20 protein-coding genes are annotated in these 20,621 nt (G+C 62.6%); 11 read left to right on the top strand and 9 right to left on the bottom strand.

What is annotated here, in order from left to right; genetic code table 11:
• The first annotated feature begins 2 nt into the window (after positions 1-2).
• Both CLU93_RS28290 and CLU93_RS21685 read left to right on the top strand, forming a co-directional pair.
• Positions 3-1,130: a T6SS immunity protein Tli4 family protein gene (locus CLU93_RS28290; protein WP_257225048.1), complete on the top strand. Its 1,128-nt coding sequence runs from the start codon at positions 3-5 to the stop codon at positions 1,128-1,130.
• A 71-nt stretch (positions 1,131-1,201) separates the two neighbouring features.
• Positions 1,202-1,681, top strand: a complete 480-nt coding sequence (locus CLU93_RS21685) for a GNAT family N-acetyltransferase (RefSeq protein ID WP_099763259.1) — start codon at positions 1,202-1,204, stop codon at positions 1,679-1,681.
• Positions 1,682-1,685: 4 nt separating this feature from the next.
• Here the strand turns inward: CLU93_RS21685 and CLU93_RS28285 are convergent, their stop codons facing one another.
• The 5 genes from CLU93_RS28285 to CLU93_RS21670 all read right to left on the bottom strand — a co-directional run bounded on the left by CLU93_RS28285 (position 1,686) and on the right by CLU93_RS21670 (position 4,667).
• The gene (locus CLU93_RS28285) at positions 1,686-1,859 is read right to left on the bottom strand and encodes a hypothetical protein (protein ID WP_180287905.1); all 174 of its coding nucleotides are present in this window, start codon (positions 1,857-1,859) and stop codon (positions 1,686-1,688) included.
• Positions 1,856-1,993 (bottom strand): hypothetical protein, encoded by a 138-nt coding sequence (locus CLU93_RS28280; protein ID WP_165829493.1) that lies wholly within the window; start codon positions 1,991-1,993, stop codon positions 1,856-1,858. Before CLU93_RS28280 ends, CLU93_RS28285 begins: the two co-directional genes overlap by 4 nt.
• Position 1,994: 1 nt before the next feature.
• Complete coding sequence (locus CLU93_RS21680; protein WP_099763258.1) at positions 1,995-2,378, bottom strand: Imm1 family immunity protein; 384 nt, start codon at positions 2,376-2,378, stop codon at positions 1,995-1,997.
• Between the two features lie 2 nt (positions 2,379-2,380).
• Positions 2,381-4,021, bottom strand: a complete 1,641-nt coding sequence (locus CLU93_RS21675) for a SulP family inorganic anion transporter (RefSeq protein WP_099764534.1) — start codon at positions 4,019-4,021, stop codon at positions 2,381-2,383.
• 76 nt (positions 4,022-4,097) lie between these two features.
• A complete protein-coding gene (locus tag CLU93_RS21670; protein WP_099763257.1) occupies positions 4,098-4,667 on the bottom strand; it encodes a TetR/AcrR family transcriptional regulator in 570 nt (189 codons plus the stop codon).
• Between the two features lie 125 nt (positions 4,668-4,792).
• On the opposite strand from CLU93_RS21670, the gene CLU93_RS21665 reads away from it, so the two are divergent.
• The 3 genes from CLU93_RS21665 (at position 4,793) to CLU93_RS21655 (ending at position 9,083) form a co-directional block, all read left to right on the top strand.
• Entirely contained in the window at positions 4,793-5,770 is a 978-nt protein-coding gene (locus CLU93_RS21665; RefSeq protein WP_099763256.1) for an SDR family oxidoreductase, read from the top strand.
• A 3-nt stretch (positions 5,771-5,773) separates the two neighbouring features.
• A complete protein-coding gene (gene ku / locus CLU93_RS21660; protein WP_099763255.1) occupies positions 5,774-6,649 on the top strand; it encodes a non-homologous end joining protein Ku in 876 nt (291 codons plus the stop codon).
• A 121-nt stretch (positions 6,650-6,770) separates the two neighbouring features.
• The gene (locus CLU93_RS21655) at positions 6,771-9,083 is read left to right on the top strand and encodes a PAS domain S-box protein (protein ID WP_099763254.1); all 2,313 of its coding nucleotides are present in this window, start codon (positions 6,771-6,773) and stop codon (positions 9,081-9,083) included.
• Here CLU93_RS21655 and ligD read toward each other — a convergent pair.
• Positions 9,067-11,556: a DNA ligase D gene (gene ligD / locus CLU93_RS21650; protein WP_099763253.1), complete on the bottom strand. Its 2,490-nt coding sequence runs from the start codon at positions 11,554-11,556 to the stop codon at positions 9,067-9,069. The two genes, CLU93_RS21655 and ligD, sit on opposite strands and share 17 nt — an antisense overlap.
• 212 nt (positions 11,557-11,768) lie before the next feature.
• On the opposite strand from ligD, the gene CLU93_RS21645 reads away from it, so the two are divergent.
• The 6 genes from CLU93_RS21645 to CLU93_RS21620 all read left to right on the top strand — a co-directional run bounded on the left by CLU93_RS21645 (position 11,769) and on the right by CLU93_RS21620 (position 15,087).
• Positions 11,769-12,092 carry a hypothetical protein gene (locus CLU93_RS21645; protein WP_099763252.1) on the top strand — a complete coding sequence of 108 codons (324 nt, stop codon included), beginning with the start codon at positions 11,769-11,771 and terminating at the stop codon, positions 12,090-12,092.
• Positions 12,093-12,314: 222 nt separating this feature from the next.
• On the top strand, positions 12,315-12,689 hold the full coding sequence (locus CLU93_RS21640; RefSeq protein WP_099763251.1) for a hypothetical protein: 375 nt from the start codon (positions 12,315-12,317) through the stop codon (positions 12,687-12,689).
• A gap of 39 nt (positions 12,690-12,728) precedes the next feature.
• Positions 12,729-13,067 carry a hypothetical protein gene (locus tag CLU93_RS21635; protein WP_099763250.1) on the top strand — a complete coding sequence of 113 codons (339 nt, stop codon included), beginning with the start codon at positions 12,729-12,731 and terminating at the stop codon, positions 13,065-13,067.
• Between the two features lie 213 nt (positions 13,068-13,280).
• On the top strand, positions 13,281-14,300 hold the full coding sequence (locus CLU93_RS21630; protein WP_180287904.1) for a serine hydrolase domain-containing protein: 1,020 nt from the start codon (positions 13,281-13,283) through the stop codon (positions 14,298-14,300).
• 115 nt (positions 14,301-14,415) lie between these two features.
• A complete protein-coding gene (locus tag CLU93_RS21625; protein ID WP_099763248.1) occupies positions 14,416-14,781 on the top strand; it encodes a hypothetical protein in 366 nt (121 codons plus the stop codon).
• 42 nt (positions 14,782-14,823) lie between these two features.
• Positions 14,824-15,087, top strand: coding sequence for a hypothetical protein (locus CLU93_RS21620; protein ID WP_099763247.1), 264 nt, complete (start codon positions 14,824-14,826; stop codon positions 15,085-15,087).
• A gap of 60 nt (positions 15,088-15,147) precedes the next feature.
• Here CLU93_RS21620 and CLU93_RS21615 read toward each other — a convergent pair whose 3' ends face one another.
• The 3 genes from CLU93_RS21615 to CLU93_RS21605 form a co-directional block, all read right to left on the bottom strand.
• Complete coding sequence (locus tag CLU93_RS21615) at positions 15,148-15,705, bottom strand: fasciclin domain-containing protein (protein WP_218968349.1); 558 nt, start codon at positions 15,703-15,705, stop codon at positions 15,148-15,150.
• 214 nt (positions 15,706-15,919) lie between these two features.
• Positions 15,920-17,362: an efflux transporter outer membrane subunit gene (locus tag CLU93_RS21610; RefSeq protein ID WP_099764532.1), complete on the bottom strand. Its 1,443-nt coding sequence runs from the start codon at positions 17,360-17,362 to the stop codon at positions 15,920-15,922.
• A 56-nt stretch (positions 17,363-17,418) separates the two neighbouring features.
• Entirely contained in the window at positions 17,419-20,619 is a 3,201-nt protein-coding gene (locus tag CLU93_RS21605) for an efflux RND transporter permease subunit (protein ID WP_099763246.1), read from the bottom strand.
• Between the last annotated feature and the right edge of the window lie 2 nt (positions 20,620-20,621).

Genomic DNA, 20,621 nt, shown 5'->3' with positions numbered 1-20,621 from the left:
TCATGAGGAATAAAACAAAAATGAAGGAAATTTCAATCATCACATTTGTGATGATCACATTTATTTCCGGATGCACACAAAAAAATTTAGATAAGGAACTCCAGATGCCTGACAATTTAAAAATTAGCAAACGTCTTGAAGTACTTTTTCTAAAAACAAAAATTGTCTGTTTCGGACGTTACGCTATAGAAATCCCAAAGGAGGCTGAATTGATATACGGAAACATATCATTCCCATCAAGAGTTGAAGTTATAAAAGGCGGAATTTTTGCAAAAGATGAAAAAATAGCAGAAGATATAAGAAAAATAAAGATGAATAGCCAGTCTTCTGAAATCATATCCAACGAAAATGACCCCATAGAAAATAGCTGGCAATTTCGCTATTTTGACAATAAATTTTCCAAAGAAGATGGCAATGTTTTATTCAGTACGTATGTCAACAAAGGAGATATCACATTCGTTCTTACCGGCTCCATCCCCAAAGGTGGAACAGTTAAAAGTGCGGCTACCACACAGTTAATGCGCGCGAATAGTCTGCGCCTGCGTCACCAAGATGAAATTCCTACCGAACCCGGCCATTGCTTAGAAAGTGGCTTCATGAGCGACAACAAGTATGACAATCAAGAAATGGCGGACGCAGGTCTGTATTTTCCCAGCCTGCCAGACGTGACATTTTCTATCACTGCGAATAAAGACGCCTACGGCGATTATCCTCCTGCCGAATATGATGCAAAAGTACGTGGGAAATTATCATTACTTGCTCGTATCCAGGAAGCAAAAGACCAGCAAGGCAAGAACTACCCTCCTCGTACACTGCTACGCGAAGGCAAGCGTGACGTGCAACACTGGCACGGCGAGGAATCGTTGATACGGCGTACCGATGGCGTGCATGATTTTGAATGGACGCTGGTGGGTACGCCGCGCGATATCGCCTATCCAGCGGTATTGGAAGCATCCATGTACACCAAAGTCGCCCACAACATGGTCGGCGCCGCCGAAACCGCGTCGCTGACGGACGAAGAGGCCATTGCCTTGTGGGACAAGCTGCTCTCCGGCTTGAAGTTCCGGGTGAAGGTGCCGGGTGCGCCGCCGGGGTCGTACTACATCGATCCGGACAAGCCGGCGCAGTGACGGCTGGACAAGCTCCTGCTGGCGCCATGCCAGCCATTGCGCTAGCATGAGCTTTTGCCCCGAAAGCCGCCATGCCCATCACCCTGCGCCCCGCCCTGCCCCTTGACATCGATGCCCTGTGGGCTCTGCGCACGGTGGCCGTGCGCGTCAGTTGCGCCACGCACTATGCGCCGGAACAGATCGCCGTGTGGACGGCCTCGCCCGTGCCGGACTCTTATGCCGCCATGCTGGCTGCCGGTGGCGGCATCGTGGCGCTGCAGGGCGAGTCCATTGCCGGCTACGCCATGCTCGATGCGGACAAGCAGGAAGTCGATGCCGTATTCGTCGATCCGGCCCGTGTTGGCCTGGGCATCGGCAAGCGCCTGCTGGCGGCGCTGGAGCTGTTGGCACGCGGGCGCGGCATAGTCCGCCTGCATTTGTCCGCGTCCCTCAACGCCGTGCCGTTTTACCGCGCCGCCGGTTTTGTTGCCTTGCGCGAGGAAGTGTATGCGCATCCCAGCGGCATCAGCCTGGCCAGCGTGGCGATGGAAAAGGTGCTGGCGGCCGCCTGAGCCGTCAATCGTCTGTCGCCGCAGCTTCGGACTCGGCCAGGCATTGCTGCAGTTTCGCGATCAGCGCGCGCACTTCGTCGTCGGCCAGGTCCAGCGGGTCGCCGTGGGCGCCGACGGCGATCAGGCAGATGGCCGAGCCGTCGTACCAGGCGTCCAGGCGTTCGTCTTGATGATTCATATGACTTGTTCGTCCCAAACCCGCAGCTGCGGCGTGCACCAGCCCGTCACCATATCGAGGGCGTCCAGCGCGGCCAGCAAGTCCCTGTCGATGTCGGCGAGGATGGTTTGCGTGGTTTGCGTGGTTTGCAGCATCTCAATCCGCTTCCCACGCGATGCCGGCCGGCTGCGCGCCGCCTGTTTTGAAAAACGCAACAAAGGCACGCTGGCAATGTTCCACCTCCACGCACCAGGCCTCCGGATACTCATCTACCTGGCCATTCGACAACAGGTAGCTGCAAACGCCGTCTGCCTCCTCGTCGCCCAGCGAGTGAAAACTCAGGTCGTCCTGCCCTGACAGATACATCAGCCAGGCATTGCCGCCATTGCGCAGCATGCACAGGGCCGGCCCCTGCTCCGCATCCGTCGCCAGGGTCAGCCACAGCTCGCACTGCGCCAGCGCACGCGCGTCGGTCAGCGCCTGTTCCAGCGCAGCGATGCTGTCAACAGCGCTCGCCTCGCCATGCAGATTCAGTTCCATGTTCACGCATTTTCTCCACTTAAGTCGGCCGTCGCCAGCGCCGTGCTCAGGTACAGCTTGCCGCTCAGGTCTTTCAATAAACTGCTCTGGCGCAAGCGGTCCATCACGGGGCCCTTCACTTCGGCCAGGTTCAGGCTGATGCCGCGCTTGATCAACGCGCTGTTGAGTTCGATCAAGCCCAGCAAGGCCGTGCTGTCGATCTGGTTAACGGCCGACAGCACCAGCACCAGGTGGCGCGCCGTCGGGTGTCCGCGCAATTCGTCTTCCACGCGCTCGGTGACGGCCTCCACATTGCCGAAGAACAGGCCCGCATCGATGCGCAACAGCAAGACGTCGGGCAGGGTTTGCGCCTCGTAACGCTCCACGTTACGGAAGTGTTCGCTATTCGGGATGCGCCCCAACACGGCGATGTGCGGGCGGCTGGCGCGCCAGATCAGGGTGCCCATCGACAGCAGCACGCCGATCACCACACCCGCTTCCACGCCCAGCACCAGCACGCCGGCCGTGGTCGCCAGCAGGGCCAGCGCATCGCTGCGGTCGTAGCGCCACGACAGTTTCAAGGTATCCCAGTCCAGCAGGCTGCTGACGGCAAAGATGATGGTGGCGGCCAGGACCGGCAGCGGCAGCAGGGCCAGCCAGCCCGTGGGCGCCACCAGCGCCAGCGCCAGCAAGCCCGCCGTGATGATGCTGGCCAGCGGCGTGTTGGCGCCTGCCTGGAAATTGACGGCCGAGCGCGAGATGGAACCGGTGACGGGAAAGCCGCCCGACAGCGCGCTGGCCACGTTGGCGGCGCCCAGGCCCAGCAGTTCGCGGTTCGTGTGCAGCTTTTCGCCGCGCTTTTGCGCCAGGGTCTGGGCAGCGGACATGCTCATCAAAAAGATGATGAAGGCGATCAAGAGCGCCGGCGACAGCAAGGTGCGCCAATGGGCGCCGGAGGTGGCCAGGTTCAGGCCCGGCAAGCCGCTGGGCACGTGGCCCGTCGTCTGCACGCCCATCGCTTCCAGGCCGCCGTAGGCGACGAGCGCGATGCCGGCCAGCACCAGCGCCATCGGCGCCAGGCGCGCGCCCACGTCGGCCGCCACCTTGTTCAAGCCGCAGCGCTGCAGCAGGCGCGACGCGTAACGCTTGGCCAGCCACAGGAACAGCAGGCCGCACAGCCCCAGCACGAGGCTGGGCGTGTGCCAGTGGGGAAGGCTGGCGCCCAGCAAGGGTGTGATCTGGCCCCAGATGATCAGGATCGCCGCGCCATTGCTGAAGCCGCTGATCACGGGGCGCGACAAAAAGCTGGCCATGAAGCCCAGGCGCAGCACGCCGCACAGCAGCAGGACGAGGCCGCTGATGAAGGCCAGCTGGGCGGCCAGCACGATATACAGGGAGGAGCCGGGGTCGGCCAGCGGCGCCAGGGCGGCGGCCGTCATCAGCGAGACGATGGCCATGGGGCCCACCGATTGCGTCATGCTGCTGCCGAACAAGGCGTACAGCACGGGCGGCAAGATGCTGGCATAAATGCCCACCACGGGCGGCAAGCCGGCCACCAGCGCGTAGGCCATGCCCTGCGGCACCATCATCATGGCGACGACGATACCGGCGGTGATGTCTCCGGCCAACAGAGGACGCCGGTATTGCCTGAGCCAGAGCAGCATGTATGATCCCGAAATCTGAAAACCGAAGCCTATCATGCGACGCGGCCGGCTGACAGGCGCACTTGCAAAACTGTGATCAGTCCGGCAGCAATTGCGCCTTCACGGCGTCGAGGATTTCCGCCGACAGGGCCTCGTCATCGACGGAACGGGCCAGCACCATGGCGCCCACCATGGCGGCAAACGTGGCGATCGCCTGCTGGCGCTGCTCTTCCGGTGCGCCGTCGGGCAGCAACCCCTGCAGCAAGGCGAACTGCTGCTGCGTGGCTTGCGTAAACGCGGGACGCGCGCCAGGCGACATGCGCGCCGCATCGACGCCCATGGCCGCCGCCGGACAGCCGCCGCCGGGCTGGTCGCGGTGCCTGGTGGTCAGATAGTTCTCGATAATGGCCGGCAGCGCCCGCTGCGGGTCGCTGGCGACCTTCGCCCGCCAGCCTTCCAGCGACTTGTTCAAGGCATGCTGGCACGCCTCGATCATCAAGTCTTCCTTGGACGCGAAATGGCCATAGAAGCCGCCATGCGTGAGGCCCGCATTCTTCATCAGGTCGGCCACGCCGATGCCGTCGTACCCTTTTTCGCGGAACAATCTGGCCGCCACGTCCACGATGCGCTCGCGGTTCAGCGCTGCCTGTTCCCTGCTCACTTTCATGCCGCCTCCACTATGATGTTAATCATCATCTAATTTTACACCCGTTTGCGCCACTCTGTTAGCAAGCGCACCGTTTGATGCCGGTGCCGCGCCGATACTGAAGTTTCGTTTACACGGAGGCCAGCATGAACGAGAACAAGGACCAGTCCGCCGGTAGCTTGCAGCGCGCCATCCAGCAGGAGCAGGATGGCCGCGACGCCGCAGCAGAAAGCAAACGGGACAGCAAGCCTCCCGTGCAAACGGGCAGCCGCAACCAGCCGGTTCCGCCCCTGCCCGCCCAGCACCTGGCCAAGCCCGGCAGCGAAGCGCAGATGCCATTGAAGCCCCGCTTCCTGGCGCCCGACTACTGCGGCAGCGGCAAGCTGGCCGGCATGGTGGCCATCATCACGGGCGGCGATTCGGGCATCGGCCGCGCCGTGGCCATACTGTATGCGCGCGAAGGGGCCGATGTCGTCATCATTTACCTGAACGAACATGCGGACGCCAATGAAACGAAGCGCTATGTGGAAGCGGAAGGCCAGAGCTGCCTGTTGATACCCGGCGACGTGCGCGAGCAGGGCTTTTGCCAGCAAGCCGTCAACCAGGTACTGGAACGGTTCACGCACATCGACATACTGGTCAACAACGCCGCCTTCCAGGAACACGCGGAGTCCTTGCTGGACCTGAGCGAGGAGCGCTTCGACCTCAGCATGAAAACCAGTGTCTACGGTTACTTTCACATGGCCAAGGCCGTGTTGCCCCATCTGCAGCGCGGCGCCTCCATCATCAACACGGGGTCCGTGACGGGTTTGCATGGTTCCAGGCACTTGCTCGATTATTCCACCACCAAGGGCGCCATCCATGCGTTCACCATGGCGCTGGCCGGCAACCTGCTCGACAAGGGCATCCGCGTCAACGCCATCGCACCGGGGCCCGTCTGGACGCCGCTCAACCCGGCCGACAAGACGCCCGAAGACATCGCGAAATTCGGTGCCGACACGGACATGCGCCGCCCGGCCCAGCCCGAGGAACTGTCGCCCGCCTACGTCTTCCTGGCCTCGCCCGCCTGTTCCAGCTACATCACGGGCATCGTCCTGCCCGTCACCGGCAGCGTAGGGGACTAAACCATGGCGCGCGCATTGTGGAAAGGCGCCATCAGCTTTGGCCTCGTGCACATCCCCGTCGAGCTGATTTCGGCCAGCCTCGACCATGAACTGGATTTATCCATGCTGGACCGGCGCGACTTCGCGCCCATCGGCTACAAGCGCTACAACAAGCGCACGGGCAAGGAAGTCGAGTGGGACGACATCATCAAAGGCTATGAATACAAGACCGATGAGTACGTGGTGCTGTCCGAAGAAGACTTGAAACAGGCGAATGTGAAGGCCACGCAAACCATCGCCATCGACACATTTGTCGATGCGGTCGAAGTGCCGCTGACCTTTTACGCGCACCCGTATTATTTGCTGCCGGCCAAGGGCGGCGAGAAAGTCTATGCGCTGCTGCGCGAAACCTTGCGCAAGGCCGATAAAGTGGCTATCGCCAGCGTAGTCATGCGCACCAAGCAGCATTTGTGCGCGCTCGTCTGCGTCGGTGACGCCATCGTGCTCAACACCCTGCGCTACGCCGATGAGCTGCGTCCCACGGATGACCTGGACTTGCCCGGCAGTACCATGAAGGCGGCGGGCATTACCGACAAGGAACTCAAGATGGCCCTGTCGCTGGTAGAGGGCATGAGCGAAACGTGGCAACCCGGGCAATACCACGACAGCTATCGCGAAGACGTGCTGGCGCTGGTCAAGAAGAAAATCAAGGCGAAACAAACCAAGACCATCACCGCGCCCGCGCCCGAGCCGGAAGCAGAGCACGGCAGCAATGTGATTGACCTGGTCGCCCTGCTGCAGCAAAGTCTGGGCAAGAAGGCGCCCGCCGTGCCCGCCCGCAAGCGCGCGGCCTCGTCCACCTCCCGGAAACCGCCGCCAGCCAGGCGCAAGACGGCCTGATGCCCATCCCGGCCAGCGAAAATAGTCAACCATATAAATGCATTGACTTTGATCAGGCTTCTCGCTAGCGTATGTACACAGCCTGCCGTCCGGCAAGCCCTGTCATGCGTGCGGGAAAACAATGGATGCCGAGTTAGATCAGCTTATCCTCAGTGGCGCCCCTGGTGGCGTTGTCATCACGAATGAAGAGCATGTCGTCGTGCGCTGGACGATCGGCGCGCAGCGCATCTTCGGCTATGCCAGCGATGAGGCGCTGGGCCGCACGCTGTGGGAACTGATCTCGCTGCCGGGACAGGCCGAAGCTGCCCCGCTGATCGACGAGAAGCTGGCGCTGCAGGGCAGCTATGACCGCGAATCGCTGCGGCGGCGCAAGGATGGCGAACTCATCTACGTCGATGTGGCCTGCCAGGCCGCACGCGCCACGCCGGATGCCCCCTGCTACCTGATTTCCACCATGAAGGACACGACCGTGCTGAAGGCGGCGCGCGACGCCCAGTTTGTCGACGTGCGCTACCGGGTGCTGTTCGAATCGACGCCGGACAGCGTCATCATGGTCAATGCCACCGGCGCCATCGTGCTGGCCAACCAGCAGGCGCAGCGCCTGTTCGGCTATGCGGAAGGCGAATTGAGTGGCAGGCAAATCGATACCCTGTTGCCGCAACGCCTGCGCCACGCGCACGTGGGACACCGCGCGCGCTATTTCGACCAGCCCCGTACGCGCACCATGGGCGCCGACCTGGAATTGCTGGGCTTACGCAAGGACAACGTCGAGTTCCCCGTCGAAATCAGTCTCTCACCCATCCAGACGGAGATCGGTACCTTCGTCATCAGCGCCATCCGCGACGTCAGCGACCGGCGCCGGGCCGAGCAGAAGTTTCGCGGCTTGCTCGAATCGGCGCCGGACGCCATCGTCATCGTCAATGGCGATGGCGAGATCGTGCTCGTCAACTCGCAAACGGAACGCCTGTTCGGCTATTCGCGCGCGGAACTGCTGGGACGCAATGTGGAAGTGCTGATCCCGGCCCGCTACGCGCATGATCATCCGCAACACCGGCAAGCCTTTTCCACGGCGCCGCGCGCCCGCTCCATGGGCGCGGGCCTGGAACTGTATGGCTTGCGCCGCGACGGCACAGAGTTTCCCGTCGAAATCAGCCTGTCGCCGCTGGAAACGGACGAAGGCGTGCTGGTGTCGTCCGCCATCCGCGACATCACCGAGCGCAAGCGCATCGAACACACGCTCAATGAACAGAAAATCGAACTGCAGCGGGCCAGCCAGGCAAAGGACCGCTTTCTCACCAGCATGTCGCACGAATTGCGCACGCCACTGAATGCCATCCTCGGCTTTGCCCAGCTGCTGGCCAACGAATCGCTGCCCGCGACGGTGCAGCAAAAACGCGCCTTCGTGCAAAACATCGTCACCTCGGGCCGCCACCTGCTCACCTTGATCAATGAAATCCTCGACCTGGCGAAGATCGAGTCAGGCAGTCTGAGCCTGTCGATCGAGGCGGTGGCGCTGCCCGCGCTGATCGAGGAAGTGCGCGTGATGGTGCAAGAACAGGCGCAGCAGCGCCAGCTCGAAATGGTCTTTTCGGTCTGCGAGCCGCTGACCGTCAAGGCCGACCATACGCGCCTCAAGCAAGTGCTGCTGAACCTGCTGTCGAACGCCATCAAGTACAACCGCCCGGCCGGCAAGGTGGAGCTGGAAATCTCGCAGCCCGGGCTGCAGCGCGTGCGCATCGCCATCCGCGACACGGGCAAGGGCCTGGACGACGCGCAGATGGCCGAACTGTTCCAGCCGTTTAACCGGCTGGGCCAGGAGGCGGGCAGTGAGGAAGGCACGGGCATCGGCCTGGTCGTCACCAAGCGCCTGATCGAGCTGATGGGCGGCGCCATGGGCGTGCACAGCTGCGTCGGCGTGGGCAGCGTTTTCTGGATCGAACTCGACACCATGGCCGCGCCGCCCGCCAGGATGCCGCTGGACACGGCGGGGCTGGCCGAACCTGCTGGCGACGCTGCCGACGATGCCGGCGGCCAGGCCCTGCTGCTGTACGTGGAAGACAATCCGGCCAGCCTGCGGCTGGTGGAAGACATCATCAGCTTCCTGCCCCATCTGCGCATGATCTCGGCCACCGACGCGCGCCATGGCATTGCGCTGGCGCTGGAGCGCCGCCCCGATGTGATCTTGATGGATATCAACCTGCCCGGCATGAATGGCAACCAGGCGCAACGCATCCTGCGCAACGATCCGCGCACGGCGCACATCCCCGTCATCGCGCTGACGGCCAATGCCATGAAGGGCGACATCCACCACGGCCTGGCTGCGGGCTTTTTCCGCTACCTGACCAAACCCGTCGAGATTCCCCAGCTCAACGCTGCCATCGACGAAGCCCTGCAACTGGCGCGCGCCAGCCTGCCGCTCAGGCCGGCGCAGTAAAACCCAGTTTCTGCATGGCCCCATCGATGCCCCTGGCACTGCGCGCATAGCCAGCCCAGGGCGCATTGCCCACGTCGAGGCGGCTGTGGACGTTGCTCACCGTCCATTGATCGCCCGCCTTCAGCTGGTCGAGCTCTTCCCAGGCCAGCGGCACGGAAACGCCCAGCCCGGAGCGCGTGCGGGCCGACCACGCGCACACGGTGGTGGCGCCTCGTCCATTACGCAAATAATCGATGAAGATCTTGCCGACGCGGTTGGCGGGACCGCTCTTGACGACAAAACGCGCCGGTATATGCTGCGCCATGTGCGCCACGATGGCTTGCGAAAACGCCTTGACCGTGTCCCAGTCGTATTTCGGGCGGATCGGCACGACCACGTGCAAGCCCTTGCCGCCGCTGGTTTTCAGCCAGGCGGGCAGCCCCAGTTCCGTCAGGAAGGCGCGCAGCAGCACGGCCGCTTCGCGCATCGCGGGCCAGGCCACGCCCTTGCCCGGGTCCAGGTCGAACACCAGGCGGTTCGGCGAGTCGTAGGCGCTGGCCAGCGCGTTTTGCGTGTGAAACTCCACCACATTCCACTGCGCCGCCGACAACAAGCCCTGTACGCTGGCCACTTCCAGCATGGCGGCATGCTCGGGATCGAGGCCGGGATCGAGTTGTTTGACACCGGGCATGGTCGCGGTGTCGGCATGCTTCTGGAAAAACAGCTCGCCACCCACGCCGGCCGGCGCGCGCACCAGCGACACGGGCCGGCCCCGCAAATGCACAAGCATCAGCTTGCCCACCAGCGCGTAATAGCGCACCAGATCGATCTTGCGCGCGCCGCTGTCCTGGTCGATCACCCGGTCCGCATGGCTGACCTTGAAACTGGCCGGCAAGACGCTGTCCGGCGTAGATTGGTTCTGCATCGTCGTCTCCCTGTCGATCCGCTGTGCCCGCTCGCGCACGATGGCGGCCGGTTTTTTATCTTCGCGCAAGCCGTGAAACACGGCATGGCGCACGGCGCCGCCACTGGTCCATTGCGCAAAACTCACTTCTGCCACCAGTTGCGGCTTGACCCAGATGGGCCGGCGCACGCCGCCCGCCTTGCCCGCGAACGCACTCGCGTCAGTGACCAAGGCATCGAGGCGGCGCCGCAAGTCGCGCAGGACCGCATCGTCAAAGCCGCTGCCCACATTGCCCGCGTAGCGCAGCTTGCCCTGCGCATCGTGCACGCCCAGCAGCAGCGACCCGATGCCTTCGCGCGCGCCCTGCGGCGCCGTATAGCCGCCGATGACGAATTCCTGGCGCAGCCCGCATTTGAGCTTGATCCAGTCACCGGAGCGGCGCGTGACGTAGGGCGAGCCGCGCCGCTTGCCGATCACCCCTTCCAGCCCCAGGCGGCAAGCATGGGCCAGCAACTGCTGCGGCGCAGCATCGAGCGCGGCGCTGAAACGCACCAGCGGCGAGGCGGGCAATTGCTCCAGCAGTCCCTGCAGCAGAGCCCTGCGCGCCTCGACAGGCTGGCCCCGCAAATCGTGGCCATCGAAATATGCCACGTCGAACAGGTAATACACGATGGCGCTGGTCGTTTGCGCATCGAACGCGCGCTGCAAGGCGCCGAAGTAAGGGTGACCGCTGGCGTCGTTGACGACGATTTCTCCGTCATACCAGCCCGGCGGCAAGCCCAACTGTTCCAGCGCCTGCCGCAGCTTCGGCAGTTTCGCCGTCCAGTCATTGCCATTGCGCGTCATCAGGCTGAGCTGTTCGCCATCGCAACGTGCAAGGATGCGGTAGCCGTCGAATTTCGCCTCGAAGATCCAGTCTTGCGCATCTGGCGGCGGCGCATCGGCGAGGGTAGCCAGTTGGGGCGACAGGGTGGCGGGTAAATCGGCATCCGGCTGCGCGGCAGCCACCTTGCGCCTGGGCATGGCCTTGTGCCTGACGCTGTCGGGGCATTCGTCGACGACAGAAAATTCCAGTGCCGGCCGGGCAAACGCGTCCGTTTCCTTGATCAGCAGCCAAGCTGGCTGCTTTTCGCCGCGCTTGTCTCCTTTGCCCTTCATGCGCACCAGCACCCAATTGCCCTGCATCTTGTGGCCATGCAGAGTGAATTTCAGTTCGCCGGCCGCCAGCGCGGCGCGTGCGTCCGGCGTGCCCGCTTGCGCTTGCCATGTGCCCTTGTCCCAGATGATGACCTTGCCCGCGCCATACTGTTTTTCCGGGATCGTGCCTTCAAAGCTGGCGTAGGCCAGGGGATGGTCTTCCACCTGCACCGCCATGCGCTTGTCGCGCGGGTCGTAGCTGGGCCCCTTCGGCACGGCCCAGCTTTTCAGCGTGCCGTCGAGCTCCAGCCGAAAATCATAGTGCAAACGGCTGGCCCAGTGCTTCTGGATGACGAAGGTGAGCACCTCGCCCGCGTCCTCGCCGCCGCCTGCCGGCTCGGGCGTGACGGCGAAATTGCGCTTGGCTTGATAGGTTTTCAAGGCGGCTTTCATGGCGGACCCATGCGGTGAGGATGGCCTTGAGTCTAGGCCGCTGCCAATCGGAGCGCGGTACGCCAGCTAACAGAGTGCCTGCCCCGGCAAATGTAAGTGTTTGTAATTAGCTCGAATCGCTGTCAACGCGATTGCCGTACGGCGCGTTTTTGGCTCAGTGACAGGGGAAATGCATCTCCTGAACTACCCCCCACTTCTCGAGGAACTGCATCATGAAAAAACGCATTGTCAACCTGACTGCTACTCTGATCGCCGGCTTGTTCGCTACCGCAGCCTTTGCTCAAACGCCAGCCGCGCCTGCCAAGGCCGAAGCCAAGCACACCAAGGAAGTGGCCAAAGCAGAAGCGAAAGAAACCAAGGCTGTCGTGAAAGCCGATGCGAAAGAAGCCGCCGTCGCAGCCGATGCGAAAGCCGATGTCGCCAGCGCCAAGGCCGATGCCAGCGCCACCAAGGCCAAAGCCCATCACAAAGCGAAAAAAGCCAAGGCCAAGGCTGACGAAGCCAAAACTGAAGCGACCGCAGCAGCAGCCAAATAATCAGTTCCGCGCGTTTTTTGCGCCACATGAAAAGACAGCTTCGGCTGTCTTTTTTCATTTTCACCACCACATCATGCAGCAACGTCTTTTAAAACACCTGATTGTAAGAAAGTGTAAACAAGGTCAACGGCAAGCTTCCGGGGCGCGTTTTATGCTCAGTGACACGGGAATCATCCCGGCACCAACAGACATACCAGACAAACCACCACTGAGGACTGCACCATGAAAAACGTAATCGCTACCCTGATCGCCGGCCTGTTCGCTACCGCTGCCTTTGCTCAAACGCCAGCAGCTCCTGCCACCCCGGCAGCCTCGGTTCCTGCGAAAGTGGCAGCGGCCCACACCAAGGCTGTCGTGAAAGCCGACGCCAAGGAAGCGCAAGCCGTCGTGAAAGCCGATGCCAAAGAAGCGAAAGCCGTCGTCGCCGCCAAGACGGAAGTGGCGAGCGCCAAAACGGAAGCAACGGCCACCAAAGCCAAGGCGCATCACAAAGCCAAGCACACCAAGGCCAAGGCCGATGCAAAGCTGGCTTCGGCCACCGCTGCAGCATCTACACCTGCTCCAGCACCGGTAGCCGCACCAGCAGCAGCCAAGTAATCCTCGATACCATCCCTTACCACTTGCCAGGAAACTACAATGAAAAAAGTTATCGCCACCCTCGTCGCCAGCCTGTTCGCAACTGCAGCCTTCGCCCAAACCCCTGCCGCTCCGGCAGCCTCGGCTCCGGCCAAGGCGGAAGCGGCCCATACGAAAGCAGTGGCCAAGGCTGAAGCCAAGGAAACCAAGGCAGTCGTGAAAGCCGACGCGAAAGAAGCGGTCGTCGCCGCCGATGCGAAAGCCGATGTCGCCAGCGCCAAGGCCGACGCCAAAGCCACCAAGGCCAAGGCCCATCACAAGACCAGCAAAGCCAAAGTGAAAGCGGATGCAGCGAAAGCGGCAGAAACCGTTCCGGCAACGCCAGCACCAGCGAAGTAATCGCGAACACAGCCACGGGAGCGCGTCCGCCGGGTCTGCGCTAACGTGGCCTCTTCGCCTGCACTACCAGGGACAGCTTCGGCTGTCCTTTTTGCATGTGGCCTCTTGCACTGCGCCTTCATGCAAACCTCATCGAACAGGCCAGCTTGCGCGCGACAAAGCGACGCAGATGAGGGACACTGGCACTCCGACTATTGCCACGAAACCCAGCCCATGCGCCACCTGCCCTTGCTATTGATTGCCGCCCTGTGCCTGCCCTGCGCCGCCAATGCGCAAGACACCCCCACAACGCTGGAACAAGTCCTGCAAGCCCAGGACCACGACAGCCATGGCGACTTGCGCGCCGTCGTTGTGCTGCGCGATGGCGCCATCGTCGCCGAACGCTATTACAACGGCGAGACGGCCGACACCCTGCACGACATCCGTTCGGCAGGCAAGAGCATCACCGCGCTGCTGCTGGGCGCGGCAGTGGCGCGGGGCCAGCTGTCGACAACAAAAACGGTGGGCGAGTACTGGCCCGAAGTGGCTGGCAGCCCTGCGGGCAAGGTCGCCCTCGACGACTTGCTGAGCATGCGTTCGGGCCTGGCCGCCTTTGATGAAGACGAACAGTCGCCGGGCAATGAAGACAAGCTCGATGCGGCGCCCGATCCCGCCGCCTTCGTGCGCGGCGTGCCGGCCGCAACAAAGCCGGGCAGCACCTATCGCTACAACTCGCTGGGTTCCTACATCGCCGGGAGAGTGGTGGAAAACGCCAGCGGTGCCGACCTGGAAGACTACGCCGCCAAGGTGCTGTTCGCACCGCTGGGCATCACGCGCTGGAGCTGGGGCCGCGACGTGGCCAAGCACCCGAAAGGCCAGGGCAATCTGTCGCTGCGCGCGCGCGACACGGCAAAGATCGGACAGATGGTGCTCGACAACGGCGTGGTCGATGGCAGGCAGGTGATCGATGCGGCATGGATCAAGGCCGCGCTGGCGCCGCGCGTAGCCATCGGCGCCGTCGACCGCTACGCCGACAGCTATGGCTATTTCTGGTACGCGAAGACGCAGGATATCGCCGGACAAAAGATCGCCGTGCATTTCGCCTCGGGCAATGGCGGCAACAAGATCTATGTGATCCCGGCGCGCCGCATGGTAGTCAGCATCGCATCGAGCGCATATGGCAAGGGTTATGGACAGCGCCGTTCGGAAGACATCCTGAAAGCCATCCTGAAGGCGGATGCAACGCAGATGTAAGCGTTTGTAATGACCGTCAACGCAAGCGTCCGGGGGCGCGTTTTATGCTCAGTGACACGGGAATCATCCCGCCACCAACAGACATACCAGACAAACCACCACCGAGGACTGCACCATGAAAAAAGTAATTGCTACCCTGATCGCCGGCCTGTTCGCAACCGCTGCCTTCGCTCAAACGCCCGCAGCTCCGGCAGCGCATGCTACCGCAGCAGCCTCGGTTCCCGCCAAAGTGGAAGCGGCCCATACCAAGGCCGTCGTGAAAGCGGACGCCAAGGAAGCGCAAACGGTCGTCAAAGCGGATGCGAAAGAAGCGAAAGCAGTCGTCGCCGCCAAAACGGACGTCGCCAGCGCCAAAGCGGAAGCGGCCACCACGAAAGCCAAGGCGCATCACACTGCCAAAAAAACCAAAGCCAAGGCTGACGAAAAGCTGGCATCGGCCACCGCCGCTGCACCAGTTCCAGCTCCAGCTCCAGCCAAGTAAATCCGACACACCTGACTGACCACATATACCAAGGATCTTAAAATGAAAAAAGTTATCGCCACCCTGATCGCCAGCCTGTTCGCCACCGCCGCTTTCGCCCAGACGCCAGCCGTCGCGCCAGTCGCGCCAGTAGCACCGATTCCTGTCGTCGCCCCTGTCGCCAAGGCCGAAGCACCGGCAGCAGCCGTCAAGCCGGCAACGCACAAGAAAGCCAAGCATCACAAGGCGAAAAAAGCCGCAGCGGCAACGCCAGCAGCTCCGGCCGCACCAGCAGCTTCCGCAGCGGCAGCAGCGCCAGCCAAGTAATCACGGCGGTATAAATGAAAAAGACAGGGTTTTCCCTGTCTTTTTTTCGTCCGTGTTCGCTTATTTCGGCATCAGCACCGTGTCGATGACATTGATCACGCCATTCGACTGGTACACGTCATAGGTGCTGATGTTGGCGCTGTTGCCGCCCTCGTCCATCACCACGATATTGTGCATGCCGTTCATGGCGAACATCAGCTTGCCCCCGCTGGCCGTGGGCAAGCTGGCTTTCCCGTCGTGCATCTTGATTTCCCTGGCCAGCGCCTTGAAGTCGTATTTGCCGGGCACCACGTGGTAGGTGAGGATTTTCGTCAGGGTCGCCTTGTTTTCCGGTTTGACCAGGGTCTCGACGGTGCCGGCCGGCAGTTTGCCAAACGCCGCATTCGTCGGTGCGAACACGGTAAACGGCCCCTTGCCTTTCAGGGTATCGACCAGACCGGCAGCCTTGACGGCGGCGACCAGGGTCGTGTGGTCGGCCGAATTGACGGCGTTATCGACGATGTCCCTGGACGGATACATGCTCTGGCCACCGACCATGGTCGTCATGTCGGCGGAAAAAGAGGTGCTGGCGGCCAGCATGGAAGTGAGGAACAATGCTGCGGGAACGAAGGTGCGCATGATGATATCTCCTGGATGACTGCGTTTGCGTGATTGCAGGAGTACTTACGCGGTCTGTCGGCAAACGGATTCAACTGATTGTCGGCTTACGCGCTGCGCGCTAAGCCGACCTACGCAAGCTATAAAAAAACGGCGCCGTGCAAGCGCACGACGCCGTTCCCGATATGCATCCCTTGCCGCGGGCCGGATTGATCCAGCCCGCGGTGCCGGGAAACTAGTTGGCCGCGACCTGCGGCTCCGTCTCGCCCCAGCCGCCGCCCAGGGCGCGGATCAGCGCCACCGTGGTGACGGCGCGGTTGCCGCGCAGTTGCACGGCATTGCGCTCGATGGCCGCCAGGTTGCGCTGCGCGTCGAGCAGATCGAGGTAGCTGGAACGGCCCGCGTCGTACAGCTTTTGCGCCAGGTCGGCCGAACGGCGCGCCGACACGACGGCTTCGTCGATCTGCTGCGTCTGGCCCGACAGGATGCGCAGGCCGGCCAGGTTGTCTTCCACCTCGGCGAAGGCCACCAGCACGCTCTGGCGATACGTCGCCACCGACTCTTCCAGCTGCGCTTCGCTGCGGCTCACGGCCGCCTTGTTGCGGCCACCGTCGATGATCGGCATCGACATCAGGGCGCCCAGCAGCCAGGAGCGGCTGCTCCACTTGAAGATGTCCGAGAAGGTATCGGACGCGCCGCCACCGGAGGCGTTCAGGGTCAAGGCGGGGAACATGGCCGATTTCGCCACGCCGATGCGCGCATTCGACGCTTCCATGGTGCGCTGCGCCGACGCGATGTCGGGACGGCGTTCCAGCAGGGACGACGGCATGCCGGCCGGGATCACGGGCAGGAAGCCGCTGTCCTGCAGCGGGTTGACGCTCGCCGTGAAGCTGGCGGCCGGTTTGCCCAGCAGGACGGCCAGCGCATGCTCGCCGGTGGCGCGCTGGCGCTGCAGGCCGATGGCTTCGGCGCGCACCGTCGACAGCTCCGTGCGGGCACGTGACAAATCGAATTCGCCGATGTCACCCAGGTCATAACGGCGCTGGTTCACATGCACGCTTTCCTCGCGCAGGCGCACCGTCTGTTCCAGTGTCGCCAGTTCGGCGTCCGTGGCGCGCAACTGGAAATACGTCTGCGCCACGTCAGCCTGCAAGGACAGCAGCACCGAGCGGTAGGTCGCTTCCACGGCCAGCGCATCGCTGCGCGAGGCGCTGACGTTGGCAGCCACCCTGCCGAACAGATCGACTTCGTAGCTGGCCGTCAGGTTGGCCTGGTAGACATTGGTCGCCGCCACCGGCGCGCCGTTCGGCAAGCCGAGCGACACGGCGGAGGCGCGGTTGCGCTGGCCGCCCACGTTGACGCCCACTTGCGGGATGCGGTCCGCTTCGGCGATGCCGGCAATCGCCCTCGCCTGCTTGACGCGGGCGGCGGCGACAGCCAGATTGGCATTGGCTTGCGTGGCTTCGTTGATCAGGCCAGTCAAAGCCGGATCGTTAAACGCCAGCCACCATTCGCCGCGCGCCTGGCGCTCGGCTGGCACGCCCTGCTTCCAGCGCGTGCCGTCGGCCGCCGTCTGCACGGCAGGCGCTGGCGCTTCCTTGAACGCGGCCGGCGTCTCGATCTGCGGCTGCTTGAACTCGGGCGCCGCGCAGGCGGCCAGCAGAACTGCGGCGGCCATGGCAGTCAAGGCCGTGCGCAGGACGGGCGCAGCGCGGCCGATGTTTGCATAGGTTTTCAATATATATCTCCTTCCAGGTCCAGCGCTGGCGCGGCGACAGGCTTGGCGGCAGCGCTGGCTGGTTTTTTCTCAAAACGCTGCGCCAGGGTGCGCAGCAGTACGTAGAACACGGGCGTCAGGAACAGGCCGAAGAAGGTCACGCCCAGCATGCCGGCAAACACTGCCACGCCCATCGCATGGCGCATTTCCGAACCTGCGCCGTGCGAGAACACCAGAGGCACCACGCCCATGATGAAGGCGATCGACGTCATCAGGATCGGACGCAGACGCAGACGGCACGCTTCCAGCGCCGCTTGCACGACGCTGCGGCCATGCTCTTCCAGTTCGCGGGCAAATTCCACGATCAGGATCGCATTCTTCGACGCCAGCCCCACCAGCACGAACAGCGCGATCTGGGTGAACACGTTGTTGTCGCCGCCCGTCAGTTTGACGCCAAGGAGCGCGCAGAGGATCGACATCGGCACGATCAGGATCACGGCCAGCGGCAGGGTCCAGCTTTCGTACTGGGCAGCGAGCACCAGAAACACCAGCAGCACGCACAGCGGGAAGACATAGATCATCGTATTGCCAGACAAGATGTCCTGGTAGGTCAGCTCCGTCCATTCATACGAAATCCCCTGCGGCAGCACTTCCTTGGCGATGCGTTCCAGCGCGGCTTGCGCCTGGCCGCTCGATACGCCCGGCGCGGCGCCGCCATTGAAATCGGCTGCGGCGTAGGCGTTGTAGCGCTGCACGCGGTCCGGACCATAGCTATCCTTGACGCGCATCAGGGAGGACAGCGGGATCATTTCGCCTTTGTTACTACGCACCTTCAGCTGCGCGATATCCTGCGCATGCGAACGGAATGCCGCATCGGCCTGCACGCGCACCTGGTAGGTGCGGCCAAACTGGTTGAAGTCATTCACGTACAGCGAACCGAGGTTGATCTGCAAGGTCTGGTAGATGGTCGCCAGCGGCACGCCCATCTGCTTGGCCTTCACGCGGTCGACGTCGGCAAACAGCTGCGGCACGTTGATCTGGTAGCCCGAGAACACGCCCGCCAGTTCCGGCGTCTGGTACGCTTTCGCGGCCAGCGCCTGAGTGGCGTTGTACAGCGCGTCGTAACCGAGGTTGCCGCGGTCTTCGATCATCATCTTGAAGCCGCCGATGGTGCCGAGGCCGTTGACCGGCGGTGGCGGGAAGACCATGATGAAGGCGTCCTGGATGCCGCCCAGGCGCTTGTTGATCTCGGCCGCGATGGCGCCGCCCGACAATTCCTTGGTGGTGCGTTCGTCGAACGGCTTCAGGGTGGCGAAGACGATGCCGGCGTTCGGCGCATTGGTAAAGTCGTTGATCGACAGGCCGGGGAAGGCGATGGTCGATTCGACGCCGGGCACCGATTTGATGACGTCGGACATGCGGCGCACGACATCTTCCGTGCGGTCCAGCGAAGCGGCGTCAGGCAATTGCGCAAAGCCCACCAGGTACTGCTTGTCCTGCGCTGGCACGAAGCCGGCCGGCACGGACTTGAAGGTGAAGATGGCGGCAACGACCAGCAGCGCATACACGCCCAGCGAGGCGCTCTTGCGGCCCAATACGCCTTTGACGCCCGCTTCATAGCGGTGCGAAGCGCGGCCGAAGAAGCGGTTGAACCAGGCGAAGAAGCGGCCGAAGACCATGTCCATGCCGCGCGTCAGCGCGTCTTTCGGCGCATCGTGCGGTTTCAGCAGGGCGGCCGACAGGGCCGGCGCCAGGGTCAGCGAGCTGAAAGCGGAGATCACGGTCGAAATGGCGATGGTCAGCGCGAACTGGCGGTAGAACTCGCCCGACAATCCTGGCACGAAGGCGATCGGCACGAACACGGCGCACAGCACCAGGGCGATGGCGACGATAGGACCGCTGACCTCTTTCATGGCCTGGATGGTGGCGTCGCGCGGCGAGAGGCCTTCCTCGATGTTGCGCTCGACGTTCTCCACCACCACGATGGCATCATCGACGACGATACCGATGGCCAGCACGAGGCCGAACAGCGACAAGGTGTTGATCGAAAAGCCAAAGCCCAGCATCACGGCAAAGGTACCGACGATCGACACGGGAACGGCCAAGAGCGGAATGATCGAGGCGCGCCAGGTTTGCAGGAAGATGATCACCACCAGCACCACCAGAGCGATCGCTTCGAGCAGCGTATGGATCACCGCTTCGATGGACGAGCGCACGAACTGCGTCGGGTCGTACTCGATACGGTATTCCACGCCTTGCGGGAAGTCTTTTTTCAGTTCCTCCATCTTGGCGCGCACGTCGGAAGACAATTGCAGCGCGTTGGCATTCGGCGCTTCGAAAATACCCATGCCGACGGCCGGATTATTGTTCAGCAGCGAACGCAGCGAGTAGCTGTTGGCGCCCATTTCCACGCGCGCCACGTCTTTCAGGTGCGTGATGGCGCCGTCGGCATTCGTGCGCACGATGATGGCGCCGAATTCCTCGGGCGTCTGCAGGCGGCCCTGGGTATTGACGGTCAGCTGGAAGTCCGAGTTCTTCGCTGGCGAGGCGCCGATCACGCCGGCAGCCACCTGCACGTTCTGCTCGCGAATCGCGTCGACGACGTCATTGGCCGTCATGCCGCGCGCCGCTACCTTTTGCGGATCGAGCCAGATGCGCATGGCATAGTCGCCGGCACCGAAGATCTGGATGTCGCCCATGCCGGGCAGACGGGCCAATTGATCCTTGACGTTCAGCACCGCGTAGTTACGCAGGTACATATCGTCATAGCGCTTGTTGGGCGAGACCAGGTGCACCACCATGGTCAGATTCGGCGACGATTTCACCGTCGTCACGCCGATCTGGCGCACTTCCTCGGGCAGGCGCGGCAAGGCGCGCTGCACGCGGTTCTGCACCTGCGTCTCGGCCTGCTCGACGTTGGTACCGATCTTGAAAGTCACGGTCAGCATCATCGAACCATCGGAGGTGTTTTGCGAGGACATGTAGAGCATGTTCTCGACGCCGTTGATCTGCTCTTCGAGCGGCGCGGCCACGGTTTCAGCGATCACTTTCGGGTTGGCGCCCGGGTATTGCGCGCGCACCACCACCGATGGCGGCACGACGTCGGGATATTCGGAGATGGGCAGGCCGAAAATCGACAGCAGCCCGGCCACGAATATGACGATCGACAGCACCGCCGCGAAAATCGGCTTGTCGATGAAAAAGCGGGAAAAATTCATGT

It is taken from the genome of Janthinobacterium sp. 35 (assembly GCF_002754575.1).
GTDB classification, from domain to species: domain Bacteria; phylum Pseudomonadota; class Gammaproteobacteria; order Burkholderiales; family Burkholderiaceae_D; genus Janthinobacterium; species Janthinobacterium tructae.
The sequence above is the reverse complement of the archived record's forward strand: the minus strand, read 5'-3'. Positions and strand labels throughout refer to the sequence as shown.

Coding starts and splice junctions, on each gene's coding strand:
- CLU93_RS28290 (WP_257225048.1), top strand. CDS start 3: ATGAGGAATAAAACAAAAATGAAGGAAATTTCAATCATCACATTTGTG.
- CLU93_RS21685 (WP_099763259.1), top strand. CDS start 1,202: ATGCCCATCACCCTGCGCCCCGCCCTGCCCCTTGACATCGATGCCCTG.
- CLU93_RS28285 (WP_180287905.1), bottom strand. CDS start 1,859: ATGAATCATCAAGACGAACGCCTGGACGCCTGGTACGACGGCTCGGCC.
- CLU93_RS28280 (WP_165829493.1), bottom strand. CDS start 1,993: ATGCTGCAAACCACGCAAACCACGCAAACCATCCTCGCCGACATCGAC.
- CLU93_RS21680 (WP_099763258.1), bottom strand. CDS start 2,378: ATGGAACTGAATCTGCATGGCGAGGCGAGCGCTGTTGACAGCATCGCT.
- CLU93_RS21675 (WP_099764534.1), bottom strand. CDS start 4,021: ATGCTGCTCTGGCTCAGGCAATACCGGCGTCCTCTGTTGGCCGGAGAC.
- CLU93_RS21670 (WP_099763257.1), bottom strand. CDS start 4,667: ATGAAAGTGAGCAGGGAACAGGCAGCGCTGAACCGCGAGCGCATCGTG.
- CLU93_RS21665 (WP_099763256.1), top strand. CDS start 4,793: ATGAACGAGAACAAGGACCAGTCCGCCGGTAGCTTGCAGCGCGCCATC.
- ku (WP_099763255.1), top strand. CDS start 5,774: ATGGCGCGCGCATTGTGGAAAGGCGCCATCAGCTTTGGCCTCGTGCAC.
- CLU93_RS21655 (WP_099763254.1), top strand. CDS start 6,771: ATGGATGCCGAGTTAGATCAGCTTATCCTCAGTGGCGCCCCTGGTGGC.
- ligD (WP_099763253.1), bottom strand. CDS start 11,556: ATGAAAGCCGCCTTGAAAACCTATCAAGCCAAGCGCAATTTCGCCGTC.
- CLU93_RS21645 (WP_099763252.1), top strand. CDS start 11,769: ATGAAAAAACGCATTGTCAACCTGACTGCTACTCTGATCGCCGGCTTG.
- CLU93_RS21640 (WP_099763251.1), top strand. CDS start 12,315: ATGAAAAACGTAATCGCTACCCTGATCGCCGGCCTGTTCGCTACCGCT.
- CLU93_RS21635 (WP_099763250.1), top strand. CDS start 12,729: ATGAAAAAAGTTATCGCCACCCTCGTCGCCAGCCTGTTCGCAACTGCA.
- CLU93_RS21630 (WP_180287904.1), top strand. CDS start 13,281: ATGCGCCACCTGCCCTTGCTATTGATTGCCGCCCTGTGCCTGCCCTGC.
- CLU93_RS21625 (WP_099763248.1), top strand. CDS start 14,416: ATGAAAAAAGTAATTGCTACCCTGATCGCCGGCCTGTTCGCAACCGCT.
- CLU93_RS21620 (WP_099763247.1), top strand. CDS start 14,824: ATGAAAAAAGTTATCGCCACCCTGATCGCCAGCCTGTTCGCCACCGCC.
- CLU93_RS21615 (WP_218968349.1), bottom strand. CDS start 15,705: ATGCGCACCTTCGTTCCCGCAGCATTGTTCCTCACTTCCATGCTGGCC.
- CLU93_RS21610 (WP_099764532.1), bottom strand. CDS start 17,362: ATGGCCGCCGCAGTTCTGCTGGCCGCCTGCGCGGCGCCCGAGTTCAAG.
- CLU93_RS21605 (WP_099763246.1), bottom strand. CDS start 20,619: ATGAATTTTTCCCGCTTTTTCATCGACAAGCCGATTTTCGCGGCGGTG.